Source organism: Nostoc commune NIES-4072, assembly GCF_003113895.1.
GTDB lineage: Bacteria > Cyanobacteriota > Cyanobacteriia > Cyanobacteriales > Nostocaceae > Nostoc > Nostoc commune.
Genome location: NZ_BDUD01000001.1, coordinates 4,630,701 through 4,651,663, shown reverse-complemented (window position 1 = coordinate 4,651,663; position 20,963 = coordinate 4,630,701). Strand labels below are relative to the sequence as shown.

Genomic DNA, 20,963 nt, shown 5'->3' with positions numbered 1-20,963 from the left:
AATGTACATCCTCGCACTTCCAAGCTGAGGTTTTTGCTATGGTAGAATTTTCACCAAGTTCAGATATTATTGACGAAGGTTTTAGGCATGTCAACAGCCGCACAACAAGTTACCGATTCTAGTTTCAAGCAAGAAGTACTCGACAGCGATGTACCCGTTTTAGTTGACTTTTGGGCACCCTGGTGCGGACCATGCCGTATGGTAGCTCCTGTTGTCGATGAAATCTCCGATCAGTACGAAGGTCAAATTAAGGTCGTCAAAGTCAACACGGATGAAAATCCTCAAGTTGCTAGTCAGTACGGCATCCGCAGTATTCCCACATTAATGATTTTTAAAGATGGACAGAAAGTGGATATGGTAGTCGGCGCTGTGCCTAAAACTACATTAGCTTCCACTCTCGAAAAGTATCTTTGAAACTCAATTGGCAATAAACTCATCTTGAGTTATCCATCTTGTTCTCAGTTTAGGTTAATTTTTATAAATAAGTTTGAGAGGCGCGAATTCCTCGTCTCTCAAACTTATTTACATTTGTATACAGTTTCAGAATATTTTTAGGAGTTTTCTAGCTCAAAAACAACTCCTTAATTCCCGTACTACCAATTTCCACCGCTAGCGCCGCCAACAAAAAACCCAAAAGTTGAGTTACAATCACTCCACCTTCTGCACCAATCCACTGGTCAATCACGTTTGCTAAACGCAAAATTAACCAAGTGACAAACATCGCTCCTAAGATACCTACCACGACAGCAATATGCGGACTCTGTGATTTCGACATCAGCAACATCACCGTTGTCAAAGTCCCTGGCCCCGCTAGCAGTGGTAAAGCTAGTGGAGTAATTGCGACATCGCGTCCTTCTTCAATAATCGGCTGATCTAATTCTCCTCGCAGCATTTGCAAAGCAATTAACAGCAACAATAGTCCTCCTGCTACTCGCAAAGAGCCGATACTGATTTCCAAGTAATTTAAAATTATTTGCCCTGCAAAGGCAAATAGCAAAAGAACTACGATCGCAATGACAATTGCTTTGTCTATAACTTTGTTTCTTTGGTCTGGCATCATGCCTTTAGTCAAAACTAAAACAATCGGTATATTGCCCACAGCATCCGCCAAGACAAACACAGCGATAAATGTTTGAATGAGAATAGGAATATCCACAGTAGACAGTTTTTATCAAGGTTTGATCACAACCTAATCTTTATCTTGCTTAGTTTGCTATAACCCAGAGGAAGATTAAGATCAGCATAAAACAAGTCTGGTAAAGAAAATCTTGGCTGAGGCATTTCTAATTAAGTTCCACAGATGTTGAAGTAACGATATATTTTGATAATCACTTTTCCATAAATCAACTGTTCGTTGTTGAATCTATGAAGTCTTATTTAGCCGCCGCTATTCAATTGACCAGTGTGCCCGATTTACAAAAAAATTTGGCACAGGCAGAAGAATTAATAGAGCTTGCCGTGCGTCAAGGTGCTGAATTGGTAGGTTTGCCAGAAAACTTTTCCTATATGGGAGAAGAAAAAGACAAACTCGCGCAAGGTGATGCGATCGCTCTTGAAAGCGAAAAGTTTCTCAAAAAAATGGCTCAACGCTTTCAAATTACGATCTTGGGCGGCAGCTTTCCAGTTCCGGTAGACAATACAGGCAAAGTTTATAACACCACTCTACTTATCGACCCAAACGGTCAAGAACTTGCCCGCTACTACAAAGTACACCTATTTGATGTTAACGTCCCGGACGGCAACACCTATCGGGAATCCAGCACGGTTGTGGCTGGTACGCAACTACCACCTGTCCATTTTTCAGAAAAGCTTGGTAATTTAGGGCTTTCCATTTGTTATGATGTCCGCTTCCCTGAACTGTACCGTCATCTGGCAGATAAGGGAGCTGATGTTATCTTTATTCCCGCCGCCTTTACCGCCTTTACTGGCAAAGACCACTGGCAAGTATTACTACAAGCCAGAGCCATCGAAAATACCGCCTACGTCATTGCTCCTGCTCAAACAGGCAATAACTACGCTCGTCGTCTAACCCACGGCCACGCCGTTATTATCGACCCTTGGGGCGTAATTTTAGCCGATGCCGGAGAAAAACCGGGAATTGCGATCGCAGAAATCAAGCCCACTAGGCTCGAACAAGTCCGTCGTCAAATGCCATCTTTACAACATCGGGTGTTCTAGGGAGTGGGGAGTAGAGAGCAGGGGGAGCAGGGGAAGCAGGGGGAGCAGGGGGAGAATAACTATTGATTGATTATTGACCAATGCCCAATGCCCAATGCCCCATGCCCCATGCCCAATGCCCAATGCCCCATGCCCAATGCCCAATGCCCAATGCCCAATGCCCAATGCCCCATTCCCCATTCCCCGGCCTTATGAATAAAACAAAAAACCGGGTATTTACCCGGTTTCTGACAACATTAAAATCATCAGTTTTTTAGGAGGATAGCAAGACTATGCTCCTATTTATTTGTTGTCAAAATTAAACTTTAGCAGCTGACTTGGTAACAACGTTGAGTTCACCCTTAGCATACTTAGCAGCAAAATCTTCCAAAGAAATTTGTTTAATCTTGCTTGCGTTGCCAGCAGTACCAAATTGCTGATAGCGTTCAGCACAAACCTTCTGCATATATGTAATAGAAGGCTTGAGGAAGTGACGGGGGTCAAATTCCTCTGGTTTTTTAGCTAAAGCTTCACGGACAGCAGCAGTAATAGCCAAACGGTTGTCGGTGTCAATGTTTACTTTACGTACACCGCTCTTAATACCTTTTTGGATTTCTTCTACAGGTACACCGTAGGTTTCAGGAATTGCACCACCATATTGGTTAATCAGTGCAAGCAAATCTTCAGGTACAGAAGAAGAACCGTGCATTACCAAGTGGGTGTTAGGCAAACGGCGGTGAATTTCTTCAATGCGGCTGATTGCCAAAATTTCCCCAGTCGGCTTGCGGGTAAACTTGTAAGCACCGTGGCTGGTGCCAATGGCAACAGCCAAAGCATCTACTTGAGTTGCTTCTACGAAGTCAACAGCTTCATCGGGGTCGGTGAGCAGTTGTGAGTGGTCGAGTGTACCTTCAAAGCCGTGACCATCTTCAGCTTCACCAGCACCAGTTTCTAGAGAACCCAAACAACCGAGTTCACCTTCAACGCTGACACCCAAAGCATGAGCTACATTTACAACTTCGCGGGTAACATTAACGTTGTACTCGAAGCTAGCGGGGGTCTTAGCATCAGCTTCTAAAGAACCATCCATCATCACACTGGTGAAGTTGTTCTTAATTGCTGAGTAGCAGGTAGCAGGCGCATTACCATGATCTTGGTGCATGACAATGGGAATATGAGGATAGGTTTCTACGGCTGCCAAAATCAGGTGGCGTAGAAAGTTTTCTCCTGCATAATTACGAGCGCCGCGTGAAGCTTGCAAAATTACGGGGCTATCTGTCTCGACAGCAGCCTTCAGGATTGCCTGAATCTGCTCCAAATTGTTAACGTTGAAAGCTGGGATGCCGTAACCGTTTTCAGCTGCGTGATCCAACAGCAGCCGCAGTGGTACAAGCGCCATAGATAGTCCTCCTAATGTGGTTGTCAGCTAGTCGGTCTGAGAGAAGCGTAATTATTACGCTAAATCTTAAGAGTTTTTTCAACTTATAGGAAATTATAACTAGTGTCGTGTATCTATGTTGAAAAAGTTTACGCCATCGTTACTATAACTATGTTCTATACTCCTGTACTATGAACCATAGTTGCTCTGTATTGCTGTAGATTTAGTTACCCTACAGTTAGTAGCTCTGGTAGCCCAGTATCCAAAATGGTCATCTCAAAGCGATCGCACTCCTAACTATTTTGGCAAATCTACAAGCGATCGCATCAGGCAAAAGGCTCTAGTCTCTGGACAAATCCTGCGTGTTCAGGAGATTGCAAGCCTGTTTGTAAAACAGTCAACACAGACTGCATATTCCCCGCTAATAACTCTGCAACCCCTAACCACAACCCTGGAAAAATTTGACTTCGCAGAATTCCGTTACTATCAGTAGCCAACTCTACATACTCACCCTGTTCCAAATAGAACCAGGTCAATTTCTGATCGAGTACTTGCCAAACGATATATTCTTTGACTCCATTGCGACGATAGGCTTGTTTTTTAGCATGAAGGTCGATGGCGACACTACTAGCAGCAATTTCGACAATTAACTCTGGTGCGCCTTCAATATAATCATCGTCACTCAGCCTTGCTTGACCACCCGCTTCGGGATTGATTAGAAGTACAGCATCTGGTTGAGGTTCGTTATCTAAGTCTAGGCGCACAGTGGGTTCTACTGCTGACGCTACACCTGGTGTAGCCGCTTCGTAAGTAAATAACCAACCAACAATCCAACCATGCGGTTGACCGTGACTTCTAAAACGTAAAGCAGCAGGCATGATGTAAACAATTCCCTCAATCAATTCGGCTTTTTTCAAGTTAGGCATGGCGTTGTAGCGACGCTCAAATTCATAAAGGCTGAGTTTGTCGCCATTTTCCAAAAGGGGAATTGTCCAATGCTGTGGAAGTGTTTTTACCATGACAATGGTCTTTGGGATTAGTCTATGCCTATCCTACCGAATTGCAGAAATTTATTGAATGCTGCGATCGCCTTGTTTTAATCTAAATAATATTACGTTAATTTTATGGGTCGCCCGGGATTCGAACCCGGAACTAATCGGTTAAAAGCCGAGTACTCTACCGTTGAGTTAGCGACCCTTTCGCTGCATTTCGCAACTTTGCCATCATAGCACAGACATCTGTAGATTTGTAAAGAGGTTTAGAAAAAATTTGCCATTAACCTTATAGATGCTGTATGGCTAGCTCCTGGTGCTAACACAGTCAGGTTATCACCAGTATTGAGAGAGTTACGGGTGGCACTCCACGGTTCTAGACAGTAGAATTCTTTGCCTTTGACTGTCCAAAATACTAGGTAGGTAGAGAAATCATCGTAATCCAAAGTGAGTTTTAACTTACGACTATTATCTATCGCAGTGGCCGATTGACTCGTTAACTGTCCAAAAGCAAAATCAATTTCATCACGGCTAAAGTCAAAATTACCGTCAAAAGAGTGAATTTCCTTAGTTTGATTGTCTTGATACTGCTTAGAGGGAATTTCCAGCTCTAACTGAGTTTTATCACCACACAGAAAGTAGGGATGGAAACCAGCCGAAAAGGGCATTGGTGTAGATGACAAGTTTTTATACTGCTGGTGGACTTCTAGGGTATTACCTTGAAGTTCGTAGCTGAAAGCCAGCTGAAAATCAAAAGGATAAACTGCTTTGGTTTGTTCGTTGCTATCAAGAACGACAGTGAGACTAGCTTTATCTCCAGTTTCTTGTTCTGTTACTTTCCACGGCAATTCACGGGCAAAACCGTGTTGTTTGAGAGTATATTGTTGCCCGTTGTGAGTGTAAGTATTATCTGGTAAATTGCCACAAATAGGAAACAAAATTGGATTCCCACCTCTGACACTCAACTCAGGATGAGTAAAACGTTCAGTGTCCAGGTAAAAAATTTCTTGCCCTTGAATGCGCCAACGAGTGATGATACCACCGCGTTCTGGTACGACTTCTAATTGAGAACCTGCGCCTTCATCAGAAAGAATGTAGGTCTTGTACTGTTGCTGTTGAACTGCAATGCTAAACACAAATTTTAGTCCTGGGTATAAGGATAGTTAGGAGTTAGGAGTTGTGAATTATGAGTTAACAATTCCTAACTCCTAACTCTTAACTCCTAACTTTGTTACTCGTCTTCTGCAAACACGAAACGATATAACTCGCTGGGGTCTGGTTCGGGGCTGCTTTCGGCGAATTTAACAGCTTCGTCGATTACATCCTGAATTTTACGATCAATTGCTTTGATTTCTCCCTCATCCGCCAGGTTTTGCTCCAGCAAATAAGCTGCTAACTTCTTAATTGGGTCACGGGCGAACCAAAATTCTTTCTCTGCTTTGCTTCGCATTTCATCAGGGTCTGCCAAGGAATGACCCCGGAAGCGGTAGGTAAGCGCCTCAATTAATGTTGGGCCTTCACCTGCACGGGCACGGGCTACAGCTTCTTGAGCCACGGCTCTGACTGCTAGTACATCCATGCCATCCACTTCCACACCCACCATGTTAAATACACTGGCTTTTTTATAAATCTCTGGCTGGGAAGTAGCTCGTTCGTGAGACATCCCAATAGCCCACTTATTATTTTCGACTACGAAAATAATTGGCAGTTTCCATAAAGCTGCCATATTTAGCGTCTCGAAAAATTGACCGTTGTTAGCTGCACCGTCGCCAAAAAAGCAAGCTGTCACTTGGTCAGCATTTTTATCTCCCAGCACTTCGCGGCGGTATTTGGTTTGAAAAGCCGCTCCAGCTGCTACAGGAATTCCCTCAGCCACAAAAGCGTAGCCACCTAGCAAGCGATGTTCAGCAGAAAACATGTGCATGGAACCACCGCGCCCTTTGCTGCAACCTGTGGCTTTGCCAAATAATTCTGCCATTACCTCTCTTGCTGGTACTCCGGCACTCAGAGCATGAACGTGGTCGCGGTAAGTACTACAAACATAATCTTCACCCGGTCGCATTGACTGCACAACACCACTGCAAACAGCTTCTTGACCATTGTATAAATGGACAAAACCAAACATCTTGCCCCTGTAGTACATTTCAGCGCACTTGTCTTCAAACAAGCGCCCTAATACCATATCCTCATACAACCGTAACCCTTCTTCTTTAGTAATGTGCGTAGTAGCAGGATTAAAAGTGGGTAAAGTACGCTCTTGAATCATTATTTTTGAGTATCCCTGTTGTACAACTTAAACTTACGGTCTTAAATAAGTTGGTCTGATAACACCTCAGCTTTTAACAGGCTAGCGTTTGCAAGACTCAACAATCAAACTTTATTTATGCACCAAAAAAGGGTCTTAGGGAATAGCTGAATTTTTAATTTTTTGATTTTTAAGTTTTCAGCCCATGTCCCGTAAGGATTCGACTCTAAGGGCAACATCTGCTGCTTTGGATTTTTCTCTCACCGAAACAGCACTCCTAAATATTCCCCTTCATAGACTAGCAATCAAGATAGACTGCTTTCTGCATATCCATTAACAATTTAAAAAAAACTAGGGTGGCAAAAATCTATATACCCAAATAGGTAATTGTAATTAAAGGTAAATTATGATATGATTTTTTTCTCTAGTTATCAGGGTCAAACTTCACAATAGTGGTATTTTATTGACCTCCTAGTGGGAAAGTCCCGAAAAAATCAATCATCAATAGATTCTTGCAACCACAACAATTATGCCGTGATTAAAAGCGGTAGTTGTGGTTTGTGCTATCGAAGGCTGATAATAGTCGTGTTAAACAAAAATACTAAGAATTAAGACAAACAATTGAGGCTTTCTAGGCGAAAGCAAAAAATTAGTACTAGAATGTGACTCAAAATTTTGGGGAGGTACAAAACAAGTTGTTGCAATATACACTTGTAGAGTAAATTCTATACGGCATTGTTATGGCACGGTTTTACAGGCCTGGAACGCTCTAGGTGAATTATGTTGATCACGGTGCAGGGGAAGTAGGCTGTGCGAATTCCGCTAGATTACTACCGAATTTTAGGACTACCGTTGGCGGCAAGTGATGAACAATTGCGGCAGGCATACAGCGATCGCATTGTACAATTGCCTCGACGTGAGTATTCTCAGGCAGCAATTTCTTCTCGTAAACAACTCATAGAAGAAGCTTACGTGGTTTTATCAGATCCAAAACAACGCAGTACCTACGATCATCTCTATCTTGCCCACGCCTATGACCCTGATAACCTAGCTGCTGCCGCAGTAGCAAAGGAAAATCGTCCAGAAAGCACCAAAAGGGGTAGCGACACTCAGAGTCTAGGTATTGAAATTAGCCAAGACGAATTAGTTGGCGCTTTGTTAATTTTGCAAGAGTTGGGCGAATACGAGCTTGTATTGAAACTGGGTCGTCCCTACCTGGTAAATAAAAATGGTGCTAAAAGTGTAATAAAAAGTAATAATTTAGTAGACGAAGAAATATACCAAAGCGCTGAACATCCAGATGTTGTTCTTACTGTTGCCCTTGCTTGTCTCGAATTAGGTCGTGAACAGTGGCAGCAAGGTCACTATGAAAATGCCGCCATATCCTTAGAAACTGGTCAAGAACTCCTAGTACGTGAAGGATTGTTCTCCAGTGTACAGGCAGAAATTCAGGCGGATCTTTACAAATTGCGACCATATCGAATTTTGGAGTTGTTGGCACTACCTCAAGAAAAAACTGCCGAACGACGCCAAGGCTTGGAATTATTGCAAAACCTTTTAGAAGATCGTGGTGGCATTGATGGCACGAATAATGATGAATCTGGTTTAAATATAGATGACTTTCTGCGATTTATCCAGCAGTTACGCAACCACTTAACAGTTGCAGAACAGCACAAGTTATTTGAAGCCCAAAGCAAACGTCCTTCTGCTGTTGCCACTTACTTAGCTGTTTATGCCTTGATAGCACGGGGATTTGCTCAACGGCAACCGGCTTTAATTCGTCAAGCAAGGCAAATGCTGATCCGTTTGGGCAAGCGCCAAGATGTACATTTAGAACAGTCGCTGTGTGCATTACTCTTAGGACAAACTGAAGAAGCAACTCGTGTTTTAGAACTTAGTCAGGAGTACGAAGCTCTAGCTTTTATTCGGGAAAAATCTCAAGACTCTCCAGATTTATTACCGGGGCTGTGTCTATATGCAGAACAGTGGTTGCAATACGAAGTTTTTCCCCATTTTAGAGATTTAGCAAACCAGCAAGCTTTCCTAAAAGATTACTTTGCAAACCAACAGGTGCAAGCTTATTTAGAAGCACTGCCAACTGATGCAGAAACAACTAATGAATGGGCTGTAATTAATCCTCAATATTTTCCTCAGCGCAAGACAAATAATCCTTCTTTCCACAACAATTCAACTAGGACTTCAGAGCAATTTAATCACAGCAGAATACCTGACCCAGATTTGCCAAAAACACCAATAAAAGAAACGTCCGAATATGCAAACTTCTCACCACAGATGTGGAATTCATCTGGAAGTGTGAAATCAGAGATTCCTACTGCGGAACGGATGAGCAGAGGCACTAATCAACATTTGAACGGTTCAGTTAAAAGTGCTGCACCCGGTCATAACCAAAAGCGTAGGCGAAGAAAACCTAATCAATCTACTATCCGAGAGCGTATACCAGATAATCGTCCTTATTCTCGTCGTCCTCGGCGGCGGCGAGCTTTTGCTAATACCATCGAAGGGAAAACACGGCTGGTATGGAGAGTGTTTATTTCTTTGGTGAGTCTATTAGTTCTCTGGGTGGTAGCTACAACAACTTTTGGATGGTTAAAAAATCTGTTTTTCCCTACACCACCTATACGTGGTTCAGAATTATTTGTGGAAATAAATAAACCACCAATATCTATTCCTGATCCAAATAATAAAATAGAATCACTAGAAGGGCCTCTAACAAATGCAACGGCAGAGGAAGTCATTCGGGCTTGGTTATTAACCAAAGCTGAAGCTTTCGGGCCGAATCATGAGATTAATAGTTTAGAGCAGATTTTAACTGGTTCAGCTTTGTCTCAATCGCGGCAGACTGGTGAACAGTATAGGTTAGAAAACCAATACTACAAGTATGACCATAGTCTGAAGATAGAATCTGTAGAGAAAAGTGATTTATTTGCAAATCGTGCCGTAGTGAAAGCTACGGTTAAGGAAGCGAAACAGTTATATGAAAATGGCCAGTACCAAAAGTCTTCTAACGATAATTTGCGAGTTCGGTATGATTTGATTCGAGAACGAGGTAAATGGCGTATTGAGAGTATATCTGCTGTCAATCAGATAATTTAGATAAGTTTGAATTTTTAGCTAATCTCTACGACTTACCCCAGCGCTAAACGGTTCTATTGTAAGGCTTTAACAATTAATTCAGTAATTTGACAATTAAACAATATAACAAGACAAATTTCTATAGGTTTGGAAAGCCAATTTCTATAAATTGTCGTCCAATTATGATGATTTAACTAAATTATATGGGAATACTTATAAATGGAAACCTAAATATTTATCAAAGAGCATTATGTTTGGAAAGATTACAGCAGCCTTTCAGGAGTCTAGACAACTTATCAAAAGAAGCCTAGAAAAATACATTATCTTTAGCTCAGGTACTAAACAGTTGACTTTGACAAAAAGAATGGTGGTTCTTCTTTGTCAACAAGCTGAATCTAGAGTTGAGCAATTAAAAAGCTTAGAACCACACTCTGAGGAAGGACTTGTTGCAACAATAGAGTACAAGAAAATTCAAGTGCAATTACATTTTACTCCTGAGAAAATAACTCTTCATGAAGATTGCCTTGAAGGGGAACTTCGCTTATTGAAACCCCCTCAGTTTGAGGCAGAATCGATAGTTTACCGTTACCTGATTGCAGGTTGGACAACATTTTTGGGAGGTAAACTTCCCAATGGAGCTTTACCAAAAGAGGTTAGAATTGAAAATAATAAAGTTTACTATACTCTTCCTCGAAATCAATTGCAGCTTTTAGATGACCTTTTCCATAGTCTTGAAAATGGTTCTGCTTTGATGACTAACCTTAAAGAAGGAGATTTAACTATTGAAACTTCAGTAGCTTTGAGTTGGAATAATTTCAAGCTTCAAAATCTGCTTCAACTTCTGAATCTCAAATAGTTTCCAATACAGATAACAAACTCTTCAACATCAAATAAGCAGAAGTCCCTCCCGGATCTGGATGTCCGATACTCCGTTCCCCCAGGTAGCTAGCCCGTCCCTTTTTCGCTTGCATTGGTATAGTTTCCTGCAACCCCCTTTGGGCTGCTGCTACAGCCTGTTGCATAGCTTCTAGCGTTACCTTACTTTCTCCTACAGCTTGCCCAAAAGCTTCTACAGCCGGAGATAACACATCCACCATTGTTTTGTCTCCTAATTGCGCTTTGCCACGTTGCAGTACGCCGTCTAAGCCTGCTTGGAGTAATCTTAAAACATCTTGATCTGTTAATTCTTGCTTACCAACTACTGCTGTACTGGCTCGTAAAAACCAAGTGCCATAAAGAGGGCCACTCGCACCACCAATAGAAGAAATTAAGGTCATACTCACAGCTTTAAGAATACTGCTGATGTCCTTGTCTGTAAGAGTTGGTAATTGAGTACTTACCTTTTTGAAGCCGCGATCCATATTGATCCCATGATCCGCATCTCCGATCGCAGCATCTAATTCTGTCAAATATGCTTTATTCTGCTCTATCTCGGTTGCATAAGCCTGCAACCATTGTAATATCTGCGCTTGAGTTACCATAATAATTCGTAATTAGTTAAATTCCCCAGCGCCAACTTGCTGTTTTTACTGGTGCATCCCATAGGTGGATCATCTCATCATCTAATTTAAGCAGGGTAATGGAGCAACCTTGCATTTCTAGAGATGTAATGTAAGGGCCGATTAAGTTTCGCACAATTTGCAATCCTTGCTGTTCGCAGATTTGGGCGAGTTTGCGGTAAACAATATATAGTTCAGAAATCGGGGTTCCACCCATACTATTGACAAAAGCTAATAAGCGATCGCCTTTAGCAAATGGTAGATTTGTTAGTTCTACATCTACCCATTCTCCTTTGTCTTCATCCCACTCGCGCAGTGTGCGGCTGTATGGTGCGTCTTCAAGGAGCGATCGCGTTAAAATTTCAGTGATCTCGTCTACTGATTTGATATCTGTGCGTTCTATTCCTGGTTCACCGTGGATACCGATACCTAATTCGATTTGGCGATCGCTCAATTCAAATGTTGGTGTTCCATTAGCCGGGACTGTACAAGATGTTAGAGCAATTCCCATACTCCGCCCATTCAGATTTACTCGGCGACATAAATTTGCTATTTGTGGCAAATCGTACCCAGCCTCAGCCGCCGCACCACAAATTTTTTCCGCTAGTATTGTTGTTCCTACACCCCGCCGTCCTTGGGTATAAAGACTATCTTTCACTGCTACATCGTCATCAATCAAAATATTTAGCGATCGAATGCCTTCACTGCGGGCTAACTCCGTTGCCATTTCAAAGTTCATCACATCGCCACTGTAATTTTTGACGATATAAAGGATACCAGAGCCACCATCTACAAGCTTTGCTGCTTCTAGCATTTGGTCAGGAGTCGGTGAAGTGAAAACCTCACCAGGGCAAGCTGCATCAAGCATTCCTTTGCCCACGAAGCCAGCGTGCATGGGTTCATGTCCACTGCCACCACCAGAAATAATTGCTACTTTACCCGGAATAGGTGCATTGGCTCGATAGACAAAAGCGGGATCATAATTTACTTTAATTAAATCGGAATGAGCCGCCGCCATACCTTCTAGACTTTCCCGCACAAAGTCTTCTGGCTTGTTGATCAGCTTTTTCATAATCCGTGTCTGTGTAAAAGGGTGCTAAAACCCAGGTTATAGCGGTTCTGGTTTGTATGCAATCAATATATAGCGGTTCTCAGTTGAGTGCAGTACAGATTTAACCCCCAACGCGTACCCATTTGTTATTTCGGAGTACCCATTTGTTATTTCGGAGTACCCATTTGTCATTTCGGAGTACCCATTTGTTATTTCGGAGTACTCATTTGTTATTTCGGAGTACCCATTTGTTATTTCGGAGTACTCATTTGTTATTTCGGGGTACTCATTTGTTATTTCGGGGTACTCATTTGTTATTTCGGGGTACTCATTTGTTGTTTCGGGGTACTCATTTGTTGTTTCGGGGTACTCATTTGTTGTTTCGGGGTGTCCATAGCGCACCCTATTAGGACTTACGCAAAAATTGCTAAAAAGCTTAATTTCTCGAACCGCCAAGACGCCAAGAGCGCCGAGAATTCGTAGAGTGTGCGTAAGTCCTACCTATGAAACTACTAGAAATCCAAAGATTCCATTAACTCAATACACTTGTGCATCTGCTGGCGCATAGTTTCCCTATCAGCATGAAATCTTCGCCCATGACCTGGTAGCACCCACTCAAAAGAGTAATTAGCCAAGTTACGCATTGATTTAGTCTGTTCTGACCAAGAATACCAGCAGGCATTGTGGAATGCAGCTAGTTGGTGGTAGCTTTCTGACCAAGCAAAATGATCGCCAGTGAAGAGAAACTGATTTTTATAAAGTAAAACTGTGTGTCCTTTAGTGTGACCGGGAACTGGAATAATTAATAAATCTGGTGTCAAGGTAAATGGTTCAGAACCAGTTAGCTGTATTTCCACATTACGAGTATTCGCAGTAATATCATCAACATGAAGGATGCGATCGCACTGAAAATGCTCGGCAAACTTTTGATGATCTGCCACATCATCTTTATGAGTTAAGTACATATAACGAATTGGCCCCATTTCTTCTAAACGCTTGACTAAAGGCGGCGTAAACCGGGGAGAATCCACTAGAATGTTACCTTCTGGAAGTTGAATTAAATAGCTAGCAGCACCATAAGATTTTTCCGAATGATAGCCACAGTGGTAAACATTTTCTGCTACTAATATTGGAAAAGTTTCTTGAACAGCTTTGATATCTTTTGGCTTTTCAACTGTGCCAATGGAACTGGTAGGACAAGCTAAAAGTGCTTGCAGTGCGGCTAATCTTTCCGCCTCATCGGTTGGTTGATGATAAACAGCCGATTGATCATCAACATCATAAAATACTTCAGGAGCCATCCAGCGACAGGTATCACAATCAATACAGGTATTATCTACATAAAAATCGCCGTTGACATTTTGGGGACGACGCTGATTTAAATGAGCCATATTAATTAATCCTTTTGCTTCCAGTAACTTACTGGGGAGCGATAAACCTTATATCGCTACGCTAGCAAAAGTAACTTGAGACTGTAGCCGCCACTAGAAGTAAATCTGCTCAAAAATATAAAGACTCGTGAAACCCAGTAAGCATAAATTGGGAAAACTGAACATAGACACTCTCTGCTGATATATTCTCAAATATGCTTTACTGTTCTAATTCTAGTTGTGCAAATCCCTTTAACCCTGATGACAATAAGTTTTGCATTAAGTGTGGACAAATACTCACACCATTATTTAGAAACCGTTTCCGAGTAATACGACTTTTGGGTGAGGGTGGATTTAGCAGAACTTACGAAGCTAGGGATGTAGATAAGATAGACGAACCTTGCGTTAAGTAGCTGAATGCTGGCAACAATGGCATCGGCACGTTGGCGCTAGGCACCAACTTTGTTGTACGCGATCACATGAATTGAGTGATAATAAGTGCATATCAGTCGATAACCAGCAACTTGGGTTAATATTCTATTTAGTAAACTTGGACTGATGTCTCCCTGATGCGGATTGGGAATTGTCAGCTTTAATTCACCTTTTACCATGTATTGATGCTTACCACCTGGGTAAGGGCCATCAAAACCTGCATCTTTCAGATAACGAATCAGATCCCGCCGATTAACCGATCCAAAGGGTGGCATTAGGCAACCTCTTTGGTGAAATTCAGGTCAAAACTATCAAGTATCGGTAGAGTATGACCTAAACGCAATCCTAAAATAATCCATCCTTCAAGAGCATCTTGCAAATCCTCCCGGCAAGCTTCTAGTGTTTCAGCATTTGCCCACACTCCTTGACACTCTCGAATTTCACCATAGAAAGTCCCATCTTCAAGCAACTCATAAGTTGCTTTGTGCATTGCTGTACGAATGTAATTTGTCAACATTGCCAAGATATCAGCAAGATTAATGAACTTTGGCTAAAGTATAGCAACGGGCGTTTTGGCTTTAGTGTTCAAAGAAAAACCAAAGGATTAGCTATGAAATGGCGCGTGATTCTTGAATCAGACCTAGAGACAGGCGATTGGGCTGTATGGTGTCCAGAATTACCTGGCTGTACTTCAGCAGGAGAAACTGAAGAAGAAGCTTTGGAAAATATTAAAGAAGCAATTCAATTGTATTTACAGCCGGAATCAATTGAGTTAGCCCCTGGTGCGATCGCACGAGAGGTTATTGTCTCATGAGCGACCGTATTCGGCGCATGACCTCTAGAGAAGTTGAAACTATCCTGAGACAATATGGATTTCAATTGATTTCTCAAAAAGGTAGCCACCGCAAATGGAGAAGTGAAGACCTGGGACTACAAGTAATTGTCCCTGAACATCGAGGGCGCACTTTACCTATCGGTACATTACGGAGTATTCTTCAAGGGGCGAAAATTCCTGAATCTGAATGGAAATGTTGATATGCGATCGCGCCCCTTTACCAAACGCGATCGCTAAATTTTCCATCCCCTATCCAATAAAATGCAGATGATTACTCACCGCACTAATTAAATTATGGGTAACGGGAAGACTATCAACTACCATCCCCAGACACAACAGCATCATGTAGGAGATGGAAAAGAGAAACAATTCTTTAGCTACAGCCCGATCCTCTGGATTTTGCAACAAACGCCAAGATTTGTGGATAAATAATCCTCCCAGAATTAGGGCGATCGCAGCATAAAGAATTCCACTCGCGCCCAAGGGATAAACCAATAACACGGTTGCAAATACTGTTACCAGCGTATAGTACCAAATCTGCTTCACGGTTGCCGTATCACCTTCAATCACAGGTAGCATTGGTATCCCTACCTTTGCGTAATCGTCCCGAATCATCAGAGCTAAAGCCCAGAAATGGGGTGGTGTCCACAAAAAGACGATGGCAAAAATTAACCATGCTGACCAGCTTAATGTGCCTGTGACAGCAGCCCAACCCACTAAAGCTGGAATTGCCCCAGCAGCTCCACCGATAACGATATTCTGGGTGCTGTGGCGTTTTAGCCAGTGGGTATAAACCAAAATATAAAAGACGATACCAGAGAAGGCTAGCAGCGCGGCTAACAGATTGGCAAATACTGCTAGGAGTGTAAAGGAAATCGTCGCCAGTGCGATCGCAAAAATTAGAGCATCACGCGGCTGAACCTTACCGGATGGCATCGGACGATGGCGCGTCCGCTCCATGTCATAATCAATATCCCGGTCATAGACACAGTTAATCGTCTGGGCGCTTGCAGCAGCCAAAGTGCCACCAGTGAGAGTTACTAGCAACAGCAATGGGTCTACTTCTCCCTTAGCAGCAATCCACATACTCCCAGCCGTAGTAATCAAAAGCAACGGAATAATCCGAGGCTTCGTTAGCTGGTAGTAACTTTGAATTACTTGTAAAAATGTTCCGTGGTGGCGAGAGACATTAGTCTCAATCATTTTGGCTCTGGTTCCTTATTTTTCAACAACTTATATGCAGCCCCCGCTCAAGCTGGCTCTTTTAGGCAAACGAAAACACAGATTTTCTGCACCTGCATGGGTCGCAATACTCGCCGTTGCGACCATAATTTAGTGCTGAGTTAGGAGTTAGGAGTTGGGAATTCTTCCTCATCTCCCTCATCTCCCTGATCTCCCTGATCTCCCCCATTCCCTACTCAGCACTTAACACTCGTGAATCAGCACTCACTGAGTCACGCAGTGCAAGAACTGTGAAAACCACCAAAGTACCCAGCAAAGTAGCTCCTATAGCTTGGTGAGAGACTGTGAGAGGCTCGACTTGGAGGTGTAATTTAAAAGTGGCGAATCCCAACAAGATTTGTAAGGTTAACAACCCACCAGCTATATTTGCCAGTCGCCGTAAGGCTGGATGTAGTGCTGGTGTCCGCCAACAGATAAATACCATTGCCAAAGTTGCCACTGTTGGCGGCACTAAACCAGCAATATGGCTGTACATTACAGTACAAAGTTGAGAACCGCCGAGGCATTGGTGTAGTGCCCAGCGAGAGCCTACCAAAGCACCTAGCAAACTTTGTAGGTAAACCAGAACAGCAGCAGTTAAACCGACCCAAGGTAACTTACCAACAGTTCCATTTCCCTGATAGGGCGTGAGCGCCGTGCCAATAATCAGCAGGGTGCTAAAAAATAACAGCGCCGTTCCTAAATGGGCGGTAACAATATCAAACCGCAACAGTTCGGTGACGGTGAGTCCACCCAAGATGCCTTGGAAGACAATTAAAAACAGGGCAAATGTTGATGCCCAAGGCAGCCATTTGGGTAAGAAACGACGATGCCACCAGGACAAACCAAAAAGTGCGATCGCGCTTACACCAATTAAAGCTGCATCCAATCTGTGAAACCACTCCAAAAACACTTGGAGATTCATTTGCTTGGCTGGTACCAGTTCGCCATAGCATAAGGGCCAGTCTGGGCAAGCAAGTCCAGCATTCATCACGCGAGTGGCGCTGCCTATTGCCATCAAAATTAAGGTGGCTATGCATATTTTCCACACCAAGCGACGAATCATTTCCTTGGGTTTTTGCTGCTCAACTGCCGCTTCATTTTGTTGTTGTAGGACAAATTCGCTCATGAAGGATACCTTCTGCCCGCTCTTGGTGGATCTCTTAAAATTTTCAATTTTCTTTTAGTGTCCCATCTCCACCCTAGCGTATAGGCTAAGGGTTTATAGATTAGCACTCACTTATACTTTGAATCACTCCAGAAAGGTTTTGCCTGAAGCTTTAGGTATTTTTCAAGATGTGAAAAATTGATTAATCACAATTAATTTAAACATTCTAAATTTTTCCTTAAGTTTTTCCACTGATTTTAGGAGAAGGCAGGAGGAAATAATTATGAATGAAAACTTTAGTTTTGGGTATAAAACCCAGTCGTTAAATCCCATACTTTTAAATGCATCTAGGTTACTCCTAGCTTCTGCCTTCTGCCTCCTGATAGTCACCTTGTACCCAAAATTAGTAAAATAGTTAAAAAAATTAATAAAAATTTCAGACCTTTGTACTCCATGCCTTCTGGCCTAGACTACCTTAGTAAGTGAGCAGCTTTAAGATAACGTAGTAAATTCAATTAAGTAAGCCGTGAAGATTCCAAGTTCAATCTGGACATTACTGATTGGCATCGTGCTAACGCTAGTCAGCCTTTGGTACGGTCAAAATCACGGTCTGTTGCCAGCAGCAGCCACGGATGAAGCCGAATTAGTTGATGGTCTGTTTAACGCGATGATGATCATTTCTACAGGTATATTCCTGCTCGTAGAAGGTATTTTAATTTACTCTGCATTTAAATACCGTCGGCGTGCAGGTGACAATGAAGACGGCCCACCAGTTGAGGGCAATATACCTTTAGAAATTCTCTGGACGGCGATCCCAGCAATTATCGTTATCGGTATTTCTGTTTACAGCTTTGATGTCTACAACGAAATCGGTGGCTTTGATCCCCATGCTATTCATGAAGCGCCGATGATGAATCAGGAGTCAATGGCAATGCCTGGAAGTGCGTTCGCGCAGCGTGCGGGAACCGCTCTCGCGGCAACTTTAAGCGATACTCCTCCCAGCACCGAACCCAACCTCAATCAAGAAAAATCTGATGAGGCAATGCAAGACCCAGCTACCGCAGAAGTTCGTAATGCTGACCAAATTCCTCAAAAGCGGAATGCTCCAGGTGTCGGTAGTGTTGCTCCCACAATTGGGGGAACTCCTGATAAAGCAGGTAAACCAGCAGGATTACAAGTCAACGTCACAGGTCTACAATATGCCTGGCTTTTCACTTATCCTGAAACTGGTATAACTACAGGTGAAATGCACGTCCCCATCGGGCGAGAAGTGCAAATCAATATGACAGCCAATGATGTCATCCATGCCTTCTGGGTGCCAGAGTTCCGCCTAAAACAAGATGCGATCCCTGGTAGACAAAGCGAGATTCGCTTTACACCCAAAAAAGCAGGCGATTATGCCCTGATCTGCGCTGAACTTTGTGGCCCATATCATGGTGCGATGAGAGCATCAGTAGTCGTTGAGACAGAAGAAGCCTTTGAAAAATGGCAGCAAGAGCAGCTAGTTGCCAGCAAAGAAACGCTAAATCAAGCGGTTGCTCTTAACAGTGCTGATCTATCCCCAAATAAATTTCTCGCTCCTTACACCAAGAACATGGGAATTCAGCCAGAAATCCTCCATCAAGTTCACCATTAGTCATTGGTCATTGGTCATTAGTCATTAGTCATTGGTCTAAATAAATGACAAATGACAAAGGACAACTGACAAAGCGCAAAGTCTGAGCGGAGGTTTCCTCCGTTCCCCGAAGGGGTTGCCGCAGGCATCAGAACTTTGTAAGAGAGGACAAATGACAAAAGATAACTAACGACTATGACCCAAGCTCAAGTGCAAGAAACTGCCAACGCCCCTGCTCTTGATGAGGAGCCAGGGATGAGAAAATGGCAAGACTACTTTAGTTTCAACACCGACCATAAGGTGATTGGGATTCAATACCTAGTCACTACATTCATTTTTTACTGTATCGGTGGCGTGATGGCTGACTTGGTTCGTACAGAACTGCGAACTCCAGAAGTCGATTTCGTTACCCCTGAAGTTTACAACAGCTTATTTACGCTGCACGCCACGATCATGATTTTCTTGTGGATCGTGCCAGCCGGTGCGGGTTTTGCTAACTTCCTCATTCCCTTGATGATTGGGGCAAAGGATATGGCATTCCCACGCTTGAATGCTGTTGCCTTTTGGATGATTCCCCCTGCGGGTTTATTGTTAATCGCTAGTTTAGTGGTAGGCGATGCACCGGATGCGGGTTGGACTTCCTACCCTCCCCTGAGCTTGGTAACAGGTCAAGTAGGTGAGGGAATTTGGATTATGAGCGTCCTCCTACTAGGTACGTCATCGATTTTAGGGGCAATCAATTTCCTCGTCACATTGCTCAAGATGCGTATCCCTGGTATGGGGGTTCATCAAATGCCCTTGTTCTGCTGGGCGATGTTTGCTACCTCGGCATTGACTTTGGTATCTACACCAGTGTTAGCAGCAGGTCTAATTCTGCTGGCTTTTGACTTATTAGCAGGAACGACATTTTTTAACCCGACTGGCGGTGGCGATCCAGTTGTGTACCAGCACATGTTCTGGTTTTACTCCCACCCAGCCGTTTACATCATGATTTTGCCCTTCTTTGGCGCAATTTCAGAAATTATCCCGGTGCATTCCCGCAAGCCGATTTTTGGCTATAAAGCGATCGCTTATTCGTCTCTTGCCATTAGCTTTTTGGGGCTAATTGTTTGGGCGCACCACATGTTTACCAGTGGTATTCCCGGTTGGTTGCGGATGTTCTTTATGATCACCACTATGATCATTGCCGTACCCACAGGAATTAAAATTTTCAGCTGGTTAGCAACCATGTGGGGTGGGAAAATCCGACTTAACACTGCCATGCTATTTGCCATCGGCTTTGTTGGCACTTTTGTGATTGGCGGTATTAGTGGCGTGATGTTGGCAGCAGTGCCCTTTGATATTCATGTTCACGACACCTATTTTGTGGTCGCCCACTTGCACTACGTTCTTTTTGGTGGTAGTGTTCTCGGCATTTATGCGGCGATTTACCACTGGTTCCCAAAAATGACGGGACGGATGGTAAACGAATTTTGGGGTAAGGTTCACTTTGCCTTAACAATAGTGGGTCTGAATATGGCCTTCTTACCAATGCACAAGCTGGGATTAATGGGCATGAACCGCCGTATTGCCCAGTACGACCCCAAATTTACCTTTCTCAACGAAATCTGCACTTATGGCGCTTACATACTAGCAGTTTCGACATTCCCCTTCATCATCAATGCGATTTGGAGTTGGTTATACGGCGAGAAAGCTGGTAATAATCCTTGGAGGGCACTTACCTTAGAGTGGATGACAACCTCGCCACCTGCGATCGAGAATTTTGATCAAACTCCAGTACTAGCTACAGGCCCCTACGATTACGGCTTAGAAAAGGCTGACGAAGGTGTACCCTTATCTGATCCCAATCCCGTCTTGTCTGGCGGCCCGAACTCAGTATTAAGAGCAGAACCCGACCCGGCGGTTGCTGCTAATCCCGAAGACCGTAAATAAATAGGGTACTGGGGACTGGGGACTAGGGACTGGTT

At 43.2% G+C, this 20,963-nt stretch carries 21 protein-coding genes, 1 tRNA gene and 2 pseudogenes; 11 read left to right on the top strand and 13 right to left on the bottom strand.

The annotated features are described in order from the left end of the window. The first annotated feature begins 87 nt into the window (after positions 1 to 87). The gene (gene trxA / locus CDC33_RS20620) at positions 88 to 414 is read left to right on the top strand and encodes a thioredoxin (RefSeq protein WP_109010145.1); all 327 of its coding nucleotides are present in this window, start codon (positions 88 to 90) and stop codon (positions 412 to 414) included. Positions 415 to 562: 148 nt separating this feature from the next. Here the strand turns inward: trxA and CDC33_RS20615 are convergent, their stop codons facing one another. After that, the gene (locus tag CDC33_RS20615) at positions 563 to 1,156 is read right to left on the bottom strand and encodes a MarC family protein (RefSeq protein WP_109010144.1); all 594 of its coding nucleotides are present in this window, start codon (positions 1,154 to 1,156) and stop codon (positions 563 to 565) included. A 209-nt stretch (positions 1,157 to 1,365) separates the two neighbouring features. Between CDC33_RS20615 and CDC33_RS20610 the strand changes: the two genes are divergently transcribed. Beyond that, positions 1,366 to 2,178: a carbon-nitrogen hydrolase family protein gene (locus CDC33_RS20610; RefSeq protein WP_109010142.1), complete on the top strand. Its 813-nt coding sequence runs from the start codon at positions 1,366 to 1,368 to the stop codon at positions 2,176 to 2,178. A 66-nt stretch (positions 2,179 to 2,244) separates the two neighbouring features. After that, a complete protein-coding gene (locus CDC33_RS41345; RefSeq protein ID WP_280524426.1) occupies positions 2,245 to 2,373 on the top strand; it encodes a hypothetical protein in 129 nt (42 codons plus the stop codon). 103 nt (positions 2,374 to 2,476) lie between these two features. On the opposite strand, the gene fba is transcribed toward CDC33_RS41345, so the two are convergent. The 5 genes from fba to pdhA all read right to left on the bottom strand — a co-directional run bounded on the left by fba (position 2,477) and on the right by pdhA (position 6,793). Next, complete coding sequence (gene fba, locus CDC33_RS20605; RefSeq protein ID WP_012411833.1) at positions 2,477 to 3,556, bottom strand: class II fructose-bisphosphate aldolase; 1,080 nt, start codon at positions 3,554 to 3,556, stop codon at positions 2,477 to 2,479. A 305-nt stretch (positions 3,557 to 3,861) separates the two neighbouring features. Beyond that, entirely contained in the window at positions 3,862 to 4,554 is a 693-nt protein-coding gene (locus CDC33_RS20600; protein ID WP_109010140.1) for a Uma2 family endonuclease, read from the bottom strand. 106 nt (positions 4,555 to 4,660) lie between these two features. After that, positions 4,661 to 4,732, bottom strand: a tRNA-Lys gene (locus tag CDC33_RS20595). Between the two features lie 61 nt (positions 4,733 to 4,793). Next, positions 4,794 to 5,663, bottom strand: a complete 870-nt coding sequence (locus tag CDC33_RS20590) for an aldose epimerase family protein (RefSeq protein ID WP_109010139.1) — start codon at positions 5,661 to 5,663, stop codon at positions 4,794 to 4,796. A gap of 95 nt (positions 5,664 to 5,758) precedes the next feature. After that, positions 5,759 to 6,793 carry a pyruvate dehydrogenase (acetyl-transferring) E1 component subunit alpha gene (gene pdhA / locus CDC33_RS20585; protein ID WP_109010137.1) on the bottom strand — a complete coding sequence of 345 codons (1,035 nt, stop codon included), beginning with the start codon at positions 6,791 to 6,793 and terminating at the stop codon, positions 5,759 to 5,761. 789 nt (positions 6,794 to 7,582) lie between these two features. On the opposite strand from pdhA, the gene CDC33_RS20580 reads away from it, so the two are divergent. Both CDC33_RS20580 and CDC33_RS20575 read left to right on the top strand, forming a co-directional pair. After that, a complete protein-coding gene (locus CDC33_RS20580; protein WP_109010136.1) occupies positions 7,583 to 9,886 on the top strand; it encodes an IMS domain-containing protein in 2,304 nt (767 codons plus the stop codon). 148 nt (positions 9,887 to 10,034) lie between these two features. After that, positions 10,035 to 10,721, top strand: a complete 687-nt coding sequence (locus CDC33_RS20575) for a hypothetical protein (RefSeq protein WP_244919299.1) — start codon at positions 10,035 to 10,037, stop codon at positions 10,719 to 10,721. On the opposite strand, the gene dhaL is transcribed toward CDC33_RS20575, so the two are convergent. From dhaL to CDC33_RS20555, 3 genes are all read right to left on the bottom strand, one after another. Beyond that, complete coding sequence (gene dhaL / locus CDC33_RS20570; RefSeq protein WP_109010133.1) at positions 10,714 to 11,346, bottom strand: dihydroxyacetone kinase subunit DhaL; 633 nt, start codon at positions 11,344 to 11,346, stop codon at positions 10,714 to 10,716. The two genes, CDC33_RS20575 and dhaL, sit on opposite strands and share 8 nt — an antisense overlap. 16 nt (positions 11,347 to 11,362) lie before the next feature. Continuing rightward, on the bottom strand, positions 11,363 to 12,436 hold the full coding sequence (gene dhaK / locus CDC33_RS20565; protein ID WP_109010131.1) for a dihydroxyacetone kinase subunit DhaK: 1,074 nt from the start codon (positions 12,434 to 12,436) through the stop codon (positions 11,363 to 11,365). A gap of 491 nt (positions 12,437 to 12,927) precedes the next feature. Beyond that, complete coding sequence (locus CDC33_RS20555) at positions 12,928 to 13,806, bottom strand: MBL fold metallo-hydrolase (RefSeq protein ID WP_109010128.1); 879 nt, start codon at positions 13,804 to 13,806, stop codon at positions 12,928 to 12,930. A gap of 194 nt (positions 13,807 to 14,000) precedes the next feature. Here CDC33_RS20555 and CDC33_RS40580 point away from each other — a divergent pair. Next, positions 14,001 to 14,192: pseudogene (locus CDC33_RS40580) on the top strand (4-Cys prefix domain-containing protein); the annotation flags it as partial. 42 nt (positions 14,193 to 14,234) lie between these two features. Here the strand turns inward: CDC33_RS40580 and CDC33_RS20545 are convergent. Then, complete coding sequence (locus CDC33_RS20545) at positions 14,235 to 14,492, bottom strand: type II toxin-antitoxin system HicA family toxin (protein ID WP_109010126.1); 258 nt, start codon at positions 14,490 to 14,492, stop codon at positions 14,235 to 14,237. Continuing rightward, on the bottom strand, positions 14,492 to 14,734 hold the full coding sequence (locus CDC33_RS20540) for a type II toxin-antitoxin system HicB family antitoxin (RefSeq protein WP_219930118.1): 243 nt from the start codon (positions 14,732 to 14,734) through the stop codon (positions 14,492 to 14,494). Before CDC33_RS20540 ends, CDC33_RS20545 begins: the two co-directional genes overlap by 1 nt. Here CDC33_RS20540 and CDC33_RS41700 point away from each other — a divergent pair. The 3 genes and pseudogenes from CDC33_RS41700 to CDC33_RS20530 form a co-directional block, all read left to right on the top strand. After that, positions 14,702 to 14,776: pseudogene (locus tag CDC33_RS41700) on the top strand (hypothetical protein); the annotation flags it as partial. The gene CDC33_RS20540 and the pseudogene CDC33_RS41700 sit on opposite strands and share 33 nt — an antisense overlap. Positions 14,777 to 14,827: 51 nt before the next feature. Beyond that, positions 14,828 to 15,031, top strand: a complete 204-nt coding sequence (locus tag CDC33_RS40575) for a type II toxin-antitoxin system HicB family antitoxin (RefSeq protein ID WP_146195844.1) — start codon at positions 14,828 to 14,830, stop codon at positions 15,029 to 15,031. Further along, entirely contained in the window at positions 15,028 to 15,252 is a 225-nt protein-coding gene (locus CDC33_RS20530; RefSeq protein WP_109010121.1) for a type II toxin-antitoxin system HicA family toxin, read from the top strand. Before CDC33_RS40575 ends, CDC33_RS20530 begins: the two co-directional genes overlap by 4 nt. Before the next feature lie 49 nt (positions 15,253 to 15,301). Here CDC33_RS20530 and CDC33_RS20525 read toward each other — a convergent pair whose 3' ends face one another. Further along, complete coding sequence (locus tag CDC33_RS20525; protein ID WP_109010120.1) at positions 15,302 to 16,255, bottom strand: heme o synthase; 954 nt, start codon at positions 16,253 to 16,255, stop codon at positions 15,302 to 15,304. 211 nt (positions 16,256 to 16,466) lie between these two features. Continuing rightward, entirely contained in the window at positions 16,467 to 17,402 is a 936-nt protein-coding gene (locus CDC33_RS20520; protein ID WP_109010118.1) for a COX15/CtaA family protein, read from the bottom strand. Positions 17,403 to 17,907: 505 nt separating this feature from the next. On the opposite strand from CDC33_RS20520, the gene CDC33_RS20515 reads away from it, so the two are divergent. Both CDC33_RS20515 and ctaD read left to right on the top strand, forming a co-directional pair. After that, positions 17,908 to 19,017, top strand: coding sequence for a cytochrome c oxidase subunit II (locus CDC33_RS20515; RefSeq protein WP_109010116.1), 1,110 nt, complete (start codon positions 17,908 to 17,910; stop codon positions 19,015 to 19,017). A gap of 174 nt (positions 19,018 to 19,191) precedes the next feature. Continuing rightward, on the top strand, positions 19,192 to 20,928 hold the full coding sequence (gene ctaD, locus CDC33_RS20510) for a cytochrome c oxidase subunit I (RefSeq protein WP_109010114.1): 1,737 nt from the start codon (positions 19,192 to 19,194) through the stop codon (positions 20,926 to 20,928). The last annotated feature ends 35 nt before the right edge of the window (positions 20,929 to 20,963 follow it).

Coding starts and splice junctions, on each gene's coding strand:
- trxA (WP_109010145.1), top strand. CDS start 88: ATGTCAACAGCCGCACAACAAGTTACCGATTCTAGTTTCAAGCAAGAA.
- CDC33_RS20610 (WP_109010142.1), top strand. CDS start 1,366: ATGAAGTCTTATTTAGCCGCCGCTATTCAATTGACCAGTGTGCCCGAT.
- fba (WP_012411833.1), bottom strand. CDS start 3,556: ATGGCGCTTGTACCACTGCGGCTGCTGTTGGATCACGCAGCTGAAAAC.
- CDC33_RS20600 (WP_109010140.1), bottom strand. CDS start 4,554: ATGGTAAAAACACTTCCACAGCATTGGACAATTCCCCTTTTGGAAAAT.
- pdhA (WP_109010137.1), bottom strand. CDS start 6,793: ATGATTCAAGAGCGTACTTTACCCACTTTTAATCCTGCTACTACGCAC.
- dhaL (WP_109010133.1), bottom strand. CDS start 11,346: ATGGTAACTCAAGCGCAGATATTACAATGGTTGCAGGCTTATGCAACC.
- dhaK (WP_109010131.1), bottom strand. CDS start 12,436: ATGAAAAAGCTGATCAACAAGCCAGAAGACTTTGTGCGGGAAAGTCTA.
- CDC33_RS20555 (WP_109010128.1), bottom strand. CDS start 13,806: ATGGCTCATTTAAATCAGCGTCGTCCCCAAAATGTCAACGGCGATTTT.
- CDC33_RS20545 (WP_109010126.1), bottom strand. CDS start 14,492: ATGCCACCCTTTGGATCGGTTAATCGGCGGGATCTGATTCGTTATCTG.
- CDC33_RS20540 (WP_219930118.1), bottom strand. CDS start 14,734: ATGTTGACAAATTACATTCGTACAGCAATGCACAAAGCAACTTATGAG.
- CDC33_RS40575 (WP_146195844.1), top strand. CDS start 14,828: ATGAAATGGCGCGTGATTCTTGAATCAGACCTAGAGACAGGCGATTGG.
- CDC33_RS20530 (WP_109010121.1), top strand. CDS start 15,028: ATGAGCGACCGTATTCGGCGCATGACCTCTAGAGAAGTTGAAACTATC.
- CDC33_RS20525 (WP_109010120.1), bottom strand. CDS start 16,255: ATGATTGAGACTAATGTCTCTCGCCACCACGGAACATTTTTACAAGTA.
- CDC33_RS20520 (WP_109010118.1), bottom strand. CDS start 17,402: ATGAGCGAATTTGTCCTACAACAACAAAATGAAGCGGCAGTTGAGCAG.
- ctaD (WP_109010114.1), top strand. CDS start 19,192: ATGACCCAAGCTCAAGTGCAAGAAACTGCCAACGCCCCTGCTCTTGAT.